General features: G+C 68.7%; 7 protein-coding genes. 5 read left to right on the forward strand and 2 right to left on the reverse strand.

Translation table 11 applies throughout. The features are described 5' to 3' along the window. Window positions 1-110 precede the first annotated feature (110 nt). From Q1J79_RS09950 to Q1J79_RS09960, 3 genes are read left to right on the forward strand one after another with little or no spacing between them, the layout of a single operon-like run. Window positions 111-3,014 carry an Rne/Rng family ribonuclease gene (locus Q1J79_RS09950; RefSeq protein WP_300299761.1) on the forward strand — a complete coding sequence of 968 codons (2,904 nt, stop codon included), beginning with the start codon at window positions 111-113 and terminating at the stop codon, window positions 3,012-3,014. Further along, window positions 3,002-3,490, forward strand: coding sequence for a GNAT family N-acetyltransferase (locus tag Q1J79_RS09955; RefSeq protein WP_300299763.1), 489 nt, complete (start codon window positions 3,002-3,004; stop codon window positions 3,488-3,490). The genes Q1J79_RS09950 and Q1J79_RS09955 overlap by 13 nt, the downstream gene beginning before the upstream one ends. 14 nt (window positions 3,491-3,504) lie before the next feature. Further along, window positions 3,505-3,960 (forward strand): YiiD C-terminal domain-containing protein, encoded by a 456-nt coding sequence (locus Q1J79_RS09960; RefSeq protein ID WP_300299765.1) that lies wholly within the window; start codon window positions 3,505-3,507, stop codon window positions 3,958-3,960. Between the two features lie 115 nt (window positions 3,961-4,075). On the opposite strand, the gene Q1J79_RS09965 is transcribed toward Q1J79_RS09960, so the two are convergent. Both Q1J79_RS09965 and Q1J79_RS09970 read right to left on the reverse strand, forming a co-directional pair. Beyond that, window positions 4,076-5,233 carry an aminotransferase class I/II-fold pyridoxal phosphate-dependent enzyme gene (locus tag Q1J79_RS09965; protein ID WP_300299767.1) on the reverse strand — a complete coding sequence of 386 codons (1,158 nt, stop codon included), beginning with the start codon at window positions 5,231-5,233 and terminating at the stop codon, window positions 4,076-4,078. A 29-nt stretch (window positions 5,234-5,262) separates the two neighbouring features. After that, window positions 5,263-6,738 (reverse strand): gamma-glutamyltransferase, encoded by a 1,476-nt coding sequence (locus Q1J79_RS09970; RefSeq protein WP_300299769.1) that lies wholly within the window; start codon window positions 6,736-6,738, stop codon window positions 5,263-5,265. Window positions 6,739-6,871: 133 nt separating this feature from the next. Here Q1J79_RS09970 and Q1J79_RS09975 point away from each other — a divergent pair, with 133 nt between their 5' ends. Both Q1J79_RS09975 and Q1J79_RS09980 read left to right on the forward strand, forming a co-directional pair. Further along, the gene (locus tag Q1J79_RS09975; protein WP_300299771.1) at window positions 6,872-8,209 is read left to right on the forward strand and encodes a M48 family metalloprotease; all 1,338 of its coding nucleotides are present in this window, start codon (window positions 6,872-6,874) and stop codon (window positions 8,207-8,209) included. 82 nt (window positions 8,210-8,291) lie between these two features. Then, window positions 8,292-9,031, forward strand: a 740-nt coding sequence (locus Q1J79_RS09980; protein WP_300299773.1) for a DsbA family protein, incomplete at its 3' end; no start/stop codon positions are given.

A 9,031-nucleotide genomic window follows, 5' to 3' on the forward strand; every position in this document is an offset into this window, starting at 1 on the left:
GGTCCGGTGTCGCGCGGTGGGCCGATCCGGCCACAGCCAGCCCCGACAACAAAGGCGCGCCGCCGTTTGTTATTCGCGCGGGCGGCGCCGCGCCGCAGGAATAATGCCTCATGGGCATGCGTATGCTGATCGATGCCACCCATCCGGAGGAAACCCGGGTCGTGGTGGTCAAGGGGACCCGTCTCGAGGAATTCGATTACGAGACCTCCACCAAACAGGTAAACAAGGGCAACATCTATCTGGCGCGGGTCACCCGCGTCGAGCCCTCGCTGCAGGCCGCCTTCGTGGAATATGGCGGCAACCGCCATGGCTTCCTGGCCTTCAGTGAAATCCATCCCGACTACTACCAGATTCCGATCGCCGACCGGCAGGCTCTGCTGGCTCAGCAGGCCGAGGAAGAGGCGCGTGCCGCCGAAGCCGAGGAAGCCGAACTGGCCGCCGAGGAGGCCCGCGCCGCCAGCAAGGCGGCCGCTGGTGATGACCATGGCGGCGACGACCATGGCATCGAGACGGTGGAAGGCGATTTCGACACGGTCGAGGAACTCAAGCCCCAGACGGTGTCCCCCGATACGGTGACCGAGGGCGTTGAAACCTCGGCTCAGGGCGAAGCCAGCGCCGATGCGACGGAAGCCGCCGGCGATGTCGCCGCGCCGGCCTACTGGAACGTGCCGGCCAGCGCCAGCCCGGCGCCGAGCATCAGCGCGCCGGTTGAGCCGGAGGCCGCGCCGCGCGCCGAGAACGACGATGCCGCGCCCGACGTGGCCGATGGCGAGGCTGCCCTGGCGGCGGCCGGCCAGTCTGAAGAAGGCCAGTCTTCTTCTGAAGAAGGCCAATCTTCTGAAGAAAGCCGGGCCGAAGAGGCCGCCGAGGCCCGGGCCGAGGAAAACGGCAAGAGCGACGACGAGACCAGCGACGGCCGCCGTCGCCGTCGCGCCAATGCCTTCCGCCGCTACAAGATCCAGGAAGTCATCAAGCGCCGGCAGATCATGCTGGTGCAGGTGGTGAAGGAAGAGCGTGGCAACAAGGGCGCCGCGCTCACCACGTATCTCTCGCTGGCCGGCCGCTATTGCGTGCTGATGCCCAACACCGCGCGCGGCGGCGGCATTTCGCGCAAGATCCAGTCGCAGGCCGATCGCAAGCGGCTGAAGGCGATCACGGCGGAGCTGGACATCCAGGACGGCATGGGCGTGATCGTGCGCACCGCCGGCATGGAACGCTCCAAGCCCGAGATCAAGCGCGACTTCGAATACCTGCTGCGCAGCTGGGACAGCATCCGCGAGCGCACGCTGGAATCCTCGGCGCCGGCCCTGATCTACGAAGAGGCCGGGCTGATCAAGCGGTCGATCCGCGATCTCTATTCCGACCAGATCGACGAGGTGATCGTCGAGGGCGACGAGGGCTACCGCTTCGCGCATGACTTCATGCACATGCTGATGCCCAGCCATGCCGAGCGCGTGAAGCAGTACCAGGACAAGATCCCGCTCTTCACCCGGTACCAGGTCGAGCAGCAGCTCGACGCGATGTTCTCGCCCACCGTGCAGCTGCGCTCGGGCGGCTACATCGTGATCAACCCGACCGAGGCGCTGGTTTCCATCGACGTGAACTCGGGCAAATCGACCCGTGAGCACAATATCGAGGAGACCGCCTACAAGACCAACCTCGAGGCGGCCGAGGAAATCGCCCGCCAGCTCCGCCTGCGCGATCTCGCCGGCCTTGTGGTCATCGACTTCATCGACATGGAGGAGAACCGCAACATCCGCAAGGTCGAGCAGCGCCTGAAGGAATGCCTGCGCAACGACCGCGCCCGCATCCAGGTCGGCCGCATCTCCGGGTTCGGCCTGCTCGAAATGTCGCGCCAGCGCCTGCGGCCGAGCCTGATCGAAAGCTCGACCATGGCCTGCCCGCATTGCCAGGGCCGCGGCTATGTGCGCTCGGTGGAATCCACCGCGTTGCAGGTGCTGCGCGCCATCGAGGAGGAGGGTATCCGCGACCGCTCGGCCGAGATCACCGTCTCGACCTCGGCGGAAGTGGCGATCTACCTGCTCAACCACAAGCGCGAGCGCCTGAGCGAGATCGAGCGCCGCTATGTGATGCGCGTCATTCTCGCCGCCGATGCCAGCCTGGTGCCGCCGGATTTCCGCATCGAGCGCAGCAAGCCGCGCCAGCCCGGCGAGATCACCCGGCCCGAACTGGCGCCGCGCAGCGAAGCGCCGCGTCCGATCACCCAGGAATCCGCCTATGCCGAGCCCGAGGAGGCGCTGGCCGCCGATGAGGCCGAGGGCGAAGAGGCCCAGCCGCAGGCGGGCGCCGAAGGCGAGGAGGATGGTGATGGCCGCCGTCGCCGCCGTCGCCGTCGCCGCCGTCGTGGCGGCAAGGACGCGCCGCGTGGCGAGGGCCTTGAGGCCGGGGCCGAAACCGATGCCGAAGCCGAGGACGCCGTCGGCGCCGGCGAAGACGATGCCGAAGCGGCGGATGAGTCGACGGGTGACGAAGGCCAGGACCAGGCCGCCGGCGAGGCGCAGGACGAAGAGGGCGCCGATGGCCGCCGTCGCCGTCGAGGCCGTCGTGGTGGCCGCCGCCGCCGTCGCGACGAGGGCACGGCGCCGTCGGGTGAGGGCGAAGCGCCCCGCCAGGAGGATATGCCGCGTCTCGATGCGCCGCGCCAGCGCGAGTTGCTGCCGCCGCCGGCGATGACGCCGGCTTCGATTGGCGCCATGCTCGATGGCCTGCCGGGCTATGAATTCGACGACGAGGAACCGCCGCCGCCGCCGCGCGTTTCCCAGCCGGCGCCGCAGCCGGTCGCGAAAGCCGAGCCGCCTGCGCCGGCCCCGGCTCCTGTGGCCGAGATGCCGGTTGCTGCCGCTCCCGAGCCGCAGCCTGAACCGCCGCCGGCGCCTGTTGCGCCTGCGCCGACAGGCCCGGTCTTCGAGACGGTGGTGATCAGCACCGATGGCAAGGCCGAGAAGGCCGAAGCCGCCGCGCCGGCGCCGAAGAAGGGCTGGTGGCGCCGGTGAAAGATCCGGTGACGGATCGGCCGATCCGCCGCGCCACGTCGGCCGATGAAGCGCGCCTCGGCGCGCTGCAGAAACGCGCCTACGTCAAATACGTGCCCCGCATCGGCACCGAGCCGCAGCCGATGGCCGAAAATGCCGCCGGCCTGCTGCAGGCCTACGAGGTCTGGGTGGTCGATGGCGTCGAGGATGGCCTGGCCGGCGCGCTGGTGCTGCGCTCGGCCGACGACCACCTGCTGGTCTGGAGCGTGGCGGTCGACCCGACCCAGCAGGGCACCGGCCTGGGCCGCCGCCTGCTCGATTTCGCCGAAGTGCAGGCGCGCGGGCGTGGCCTGACCGAAATCCGCCTCTACACCAACGCGCTTTTCACCGAGAACCGCCAGCTCTATGCCCATCTCGGTTATGCCGAGACCGGCTCGGAAACCTTCGAGGGCCGCGAGCTGGTGCATATGGCCAAGTCTCTGGCGGCGACGGCATAAGCGGTCCGTCCGCGATGACGACAGAGTCCACGCGTGACCTCGAAGCCTATCTGCACACCCATATCCCGCTCTCGGCGGCGATGCAGGTTGCGGTCACTTCGGCCTCTGCCGATGCGGTTGCCTTAAGCGCGCCGCTGGCGCCCAACATCAACCATCGCAGCACGGCCTTTGGTGGCAGCCTTTCGACACTGGCGATCCTCTCGGCCTGGGCGTTGGTCAATCTGCGGCTGAAGGCCGAGGGCTTGCCCAGCCGGCTGGTGATCCAGTCCAACCACATGGATTACGACGCGCCGGTGACCGGGAGTTTCACCGCCACGGCGACGCTGGCCGACGCGACCGCCTGGCCGTCGTTCGTCAAAATGCTGACTCGCAAGGGCCGCGCCCGCATCGTGGTGCAATCGGTGGTGCGCTGCGGCGATGTGATCGGTGGCCGCTTCGAGGGCGAGTTCGTGGCGTTCCTGAATCGCTAAAAACAACACGTCATGCCCGGGCTTGGCCCGGGCATCCACGTTTTCACTTTCGTGTTTTAAAGCAACTCGTGGATCCTCGGGCCAAGCCCGAGGATGACGCTGCCATAAGGTCGCGTCACTTCCGCCAGTCCTTCAGGCGCTTCGCCGCCTCGATCATGCGCTCGGTGCTGCCGGCGAAGGAATAGCGCATGAAGTAATGGCCGCGACCGCGGTCGAAGTCGAAGCCGGGTGTGGCCGCGATGCCGGTTTCGGCCAGCATGCGTTTGCAGAACTCGTTCGCGTCGTTGGTGAAGCGGCTGATATCGGCATAGAGGTAGAAGGCGCCGTCGGCCGGCGCCAGGCGATCAAATCCAGCCAGCGGCAGTTCGTTCAGCAGGATCTCGCGGTTCCTGGCATAACGCGCGACGTTTTCTTCCAGCTCGTCATAGGCGCTCATCGCCGCCACGCCGGCCACCTGGCTGATGCCGGGCGCCGAGATGTAGAAATTCTGCGTCAGGCATTCGATGGGGCGCAGCAGGCTTTCGGGCACCACCATCCAGCCCAGCCGCCAGCCGGTCATCGAGAAGTATTTGCTGAAGCTGTTGATCACGATGGCCTGGTCGGTCAGCGCCAGCACCGACTGCGCGCGGCCATTGTAGGTGATGCCGTGATAGATCTCGTCGACGATCAGCCAGCGGCCCTTGGCGGCGCAGTCGTCGACCAGCGCCTTCATCTCGGTCTCGCCCAGCATGGTGCCGGTGGGATTGGCCGGGCTGGCCACCAGCACGCCCTTGGCCTGCGGCGCCTGCGCGTTGATCAGCGCGGGCGTCGGCTGGAAGCGCGTCTGTGGCTCGGTCACGATCATCGCCGGATTGAGGTCGAGCGCCTTCAGGATGTTGCGATAGGCCGGATAGGCCGGCTCGCCCAAAGCCACCGTGTCGCCGGCATCGAAGGCCGAGAGGAACGCGAGCTGGAATCCGGCCGAGGATCCGGTGGTGACGACGATGCGCTCCATCGGCACGTCGAGGCCGTAATAGCTGCGGTAATGGCCCGCGATGGCGGCGCGCAATTCCGGGATGCCAAGCGCCAGCGTGTAGCCCAGCGGATCGCGTTGCGCCGCCGTCACCGCCGCCTCGATCGCCTTGCGCGGCGCCGGCGTCGAGGGTTGTCCCACTTCCATGTGGATCACGTCGCCGCCGGCGGCCTCGCGCGCGGCGGCGGCCTTCATCACCTCCATCACGAAGAACGGATCGATGGCGCCGCGACGCGACGGCGACGGGGGAGATGCGGACATGACGGACTCCGGAGACGGGTGCTGAACGCTCAGAACTGGCGGCCGAGGCTGAGGCCGTAGCCGCGCCGGTCGGCGGCGAAGCTGCAGGTCTCGGGCGACCGCGGCAGGCCGTTGCTGCAATAGGCCATGGTCACGCGGCCAAGCCGGCCGGTTTCGGCCACGCTGACGCCACGGCCGCGCGCGCCGGCCAGGGTGGCCGCGTCGATGCCGGGCTCGTGCTGCAGCACCGCCTGCGGATTGGCCTGGAACAGGCGCGGCATGGCCAGCGCCGGCACGGCCGGGTCCTTCTTCTCCTTGCCCAGGGCGGCCTGCAGCACGCTGTAGGCCAGCGCGGCCGGGGCCGGCGCGCCGCCGCTGGCGCCGGCGGCGAAAAAGGCCTGCCCGACGCGGGTGTTCATCCCGACCAGCGCGGTCAGATACGGCGTTTCATCGCCCGCCGCGCCCGGCGGGGCGGCAAACAGGATGCCGGTCTGGCGGCCGACCTGCCGGCTGCCATAAGCCGGCCCCATGCTGAAGGCGCAGGATACCGCCACGCCCTTGCTGTCGATCACCGAGATGCTGCTCGAGCCGAAGCCATACATCGTCAGCGCGCCATCGCTGCGATAGGCCTGGCCCAGCGACGCGATGAACTTGTCGGGTTTCAGGCTGGCGCTGCCAAACAGGCTGCCGCCGTCATAGGTCTGCTCGATCAGCCAGGCGGCGATGGCGCCACCAGCGGCATTGTTGGAGGCATACAGCGTCAGGCTGTTCTCGAACGGCACCTCGATCGGCTTGCCGATGCCGGCGGCATAGCCGCGCAGGTCCTCGGGCGTCAGGCTGCCGCCCGCGCTGGCGCTGTCGGCCACCAGGGCCTGGGCCAGCGCGCCCTGATACAGGTCGCCGGGGCCGGTCGTGCGCAGGCGGGCCAGCGTGCCGGCCAGGGCAAGCTGCACGCGGCGCTCGCCTTCCTGCGGCACCATGCCGCGCGCCGTGCCGAAGATCGGCGCCAGCGACGGGCTGCCCGTCACCGGCGGGATGGTTTCCACCGCGGCCTGCACGAAGGCGCGGCTGGCCGGCTCGCCGAAACGGGCGAGCTGCTCGGCCGGGGTGACGACGGCTTCCCAGCGCAGCTTGCCGAAGCGGCTCTGCAGCAGGCCGATGCCGCGCACAAGGCCAGGAATGGCGACAGGGCCGCCGCCTTTCGGCGCCACGGCGGGGAATTCGATGGTTTCGGTGCGTTTGGTCACCGCGTCAGAGGCGATGCAGAACCCGCCGGCCCCCAGGCCGCCGCCGGCCGGGTAGGTCACGGCATAGGTCAGCGCGGCGGCGGCGGCGGCATCGGCGGCCGAGCCGCCGGCCGACAGCACGTCGCGGGCCACCAGGGCCGCCCGCGGCTCGTCGGCCGCCACGCCGCCGATGAAGCCCTGCAGGTAATCGATCTGGCCCAGGCTGGCGGCCGGACCATCGGATTTCGAGCAAGCCGCCGCCAGGGTCGCCACTATCGCGAGCAGGGCGCATTGACGCATCGCCGGGCCGCCCTTACCTAAGAGCAACCGCCTCGCTTTGCCCGGTTGACCGGGAATGGGACAATACTTCGCCATGGCCATACGCTGGTCTTCCATGCGCCGTTCTCTCCGCCGTTTGCTCGCTGTCGGCTGTATGCTGCTGACGGCCGCCGGCGCGGTTCTACCGACCGCCGCCGAGGCCCAGCGCCGCGGCGCATCCCTTGTGCGCGACGCCGAGATCGAAAATACCATCCGCGCCTATGCCGCGCCACTCTTCGGGGCGGCCGGGCTGTCCAGCGACGCCATCTCGGTCCATCTGGTCAACGATCGCACCCTGAACGCCTTCGTGGCCGGCGGCCAGCGCATTTTCATCAATACCGGCCTGCTGATCCGGGCCGACCGTCCGGCCCAGGTGATCGGCGTGCTGGCCCATGAAATCGGCCATATCTCCGGCGGCCATCTGGCCCGCATGTCCGACGCCCTCGACACCGCCTCGACGGCGATGATCCTGTCCATGCTGTTCGGCGCCGCTGCCGCCGTGGCCGGCTCGGGCGAGGGCATGGCCGCCGCCGTGCTGGGCGGCCAGCAGATCGCCGAGCGCAATTTCCTCGCCTTCACCCGCACGCAGGAATCCGCCGCCGACCAGGCCGGTGCCACCTTCCTGGACCAGACCGGCCAGTCCTCCTCGGGCCTGATCGAATTCCTGCGCATCATCGGCGGCCAGGAGGCCCTGGCGATCGAACGGCAGGACCCTTACGTGCGCACGCATCCGATGACCCCGGACCGCGTCGCCGCGCTGGAATCGCGGGCGCAGCGCTCCAGCTTCCGCAATGCCAAGGACAACCCGGAGAATATCGAGCGCTTCCGGCGCATGCAGGCCAAGCTGGTCGGCTATCTGGAAGGCCTGCCGGCCACCCTGCGCAAATATCCCGAAAGCGACACCTCGCTGTATGGCCGCTACGCCCGCGCCTTCGCCTATTTCCGCGCGCTGGATTTCCAGCGCAGCCTGGCCGAGACCGACGGCCTGATCCGCGACTATCCGAATGATCCGTATTTCCACGAGCTGAAGGCCGACATCCTGCTCAACATGGGCCGGGTGGCCGACTCGCTGCCGCCGGCGCAGGAAGCCCATCGCCTCGCGCCGAACGAGCCGCTGCTGGCTTATGGCGTCGGTCAGCGCCTGGTCGCGCTCGACGACGGCAGCCGGCTGGATCAGGCCATCGACATCCTCAGGCAGGTCACGCTGCGCGAGCCCGACAACAGCGGCGCCTGGCAGCAGCTCGCCATCGCCTACGGGCGCAAGAACGACATCGGCATGGCCTCGCTGGCCTCGGCCGAACGCTATCTGGTGATCGGCAGCCTGCGCGACGCCGAAGGCCAGGCCGAGCGGGCCTCGCGGCTGCTGAAGGAAGGCGCGCCCGGCTGGCTGCGCGCCCAGGACATCATCGCCGCCGCCAAGGACCAGCGCCGCCTGCAGCAACAGCGCAGATAACCCCGTCTCTTCACGGGCTTGTGGCTTGTTCCGGCCATGGCCGGGCCGCATAGTCCGGCAGCTTCACCCAAAGGATTTTTCCATGTCGCCGTTCCGTATCCTCGCCGTTGCGTTTGTCCTGCTGCTGGCGCTGCCTACCCTGGCCCAGGTTCAGACCCCGGCCTTTCCGGCCGAGCAGCGGGCCGCCGTGCGCGATGTGCTGGTCGACAATCCGGAAGTCCTGGACGTGCTGCTGCGCCACCCCGAGATCCTCCAGGAAGCCAGCCATGTGCTGGCGAAGAAGGCGGAAGCCCAGCGCCAGGCGCTCACCAGCAATGCCAAGGCGCTGTTCGACGACGGCGTGTCGTATGTCGCCGGCAACCCGAAGGGCGACGTCACGCTGGTCGAATTCTTCGACTACCGTTGCCCCTACTGCAAGCAGGTGGTGCCGGCGATCCAGACGCTGCTGAAGGAAGATGCCAAGCTGCGCGTGGTGTTCAAGGAGCTGCCGGTGCTGGGGCCCGACAGCGTGATCGCCGCGCGCGCCGCCATCGCGGCGCTGCAGCAGGACAAGGGCGCGAAGTATCTGGTCTTCCATCACGCGATGATGGACTTCCGCGGCCAGCTCACCGAGGCCGAGGTGTTCCGCATGGCCGGGGCCAGCGGCCTCGACCTGGCCAAATTGAAGGCCGACATGGCGTCGCCGAAGGTCGAGCAGGTGATCCGCGCCAACCTGGCCCTGGCGGAAAAGCTCGGCATCAACGGCACGCCCGGCTTCGTGATCGGCCAGGAACTGGTGCCCGGCGCCATCTCGCTGGACGCGATGCGCCAGCTGGTGAAGGC

Source organism: Ferrovibrio sp., from assembly GCF_029255545.1.
In the GTDB taxonomy this organism is placed as follows: Bacteria; Pseudomonadota; Alphaproteobacteria; order Ferrovibrionales; family Ferrovibrionaceae; genus Ferrovibrio.

Coding starts and splice junctions, on each gene's coding strand:
- Q1J79_RS09970 (WP_300299769.1), bottom strand. CDS start 6,738: ATGCGTCAATGCGCCCTGCTCGCGATAGTGGCGACCCTGGCGGCGGCT.
- Q1J79_RS09965 (WP_300299767.1), bottom strand. CDS start 5,233: ATGTCCGCATCTCCCCCGTCGCCGTCGCGTCGCGGCGCCATCGATCCG.
- Q1J79_RS09950 (WP_300299761.1), top strand. CDS start 111: ATGGGCATGCGTATGCTGATCGATGCCACCCATCCGGAGGAAACCCGG.
- Q1J79_RS09960 (WP_300299765.1), top strand. CDS start 3,505: ATGACGACAGAGTCCACGCGTGACCTCGAAGCCTATCTGCACACCCAT.
- Q1J79_RS09975 (WP_300299771.1), top strand. CDS start 6,872: ATGCTGCTGACGGCCGCCGGCGCGGTTCTACCGACCGCCGCCGAGGCC.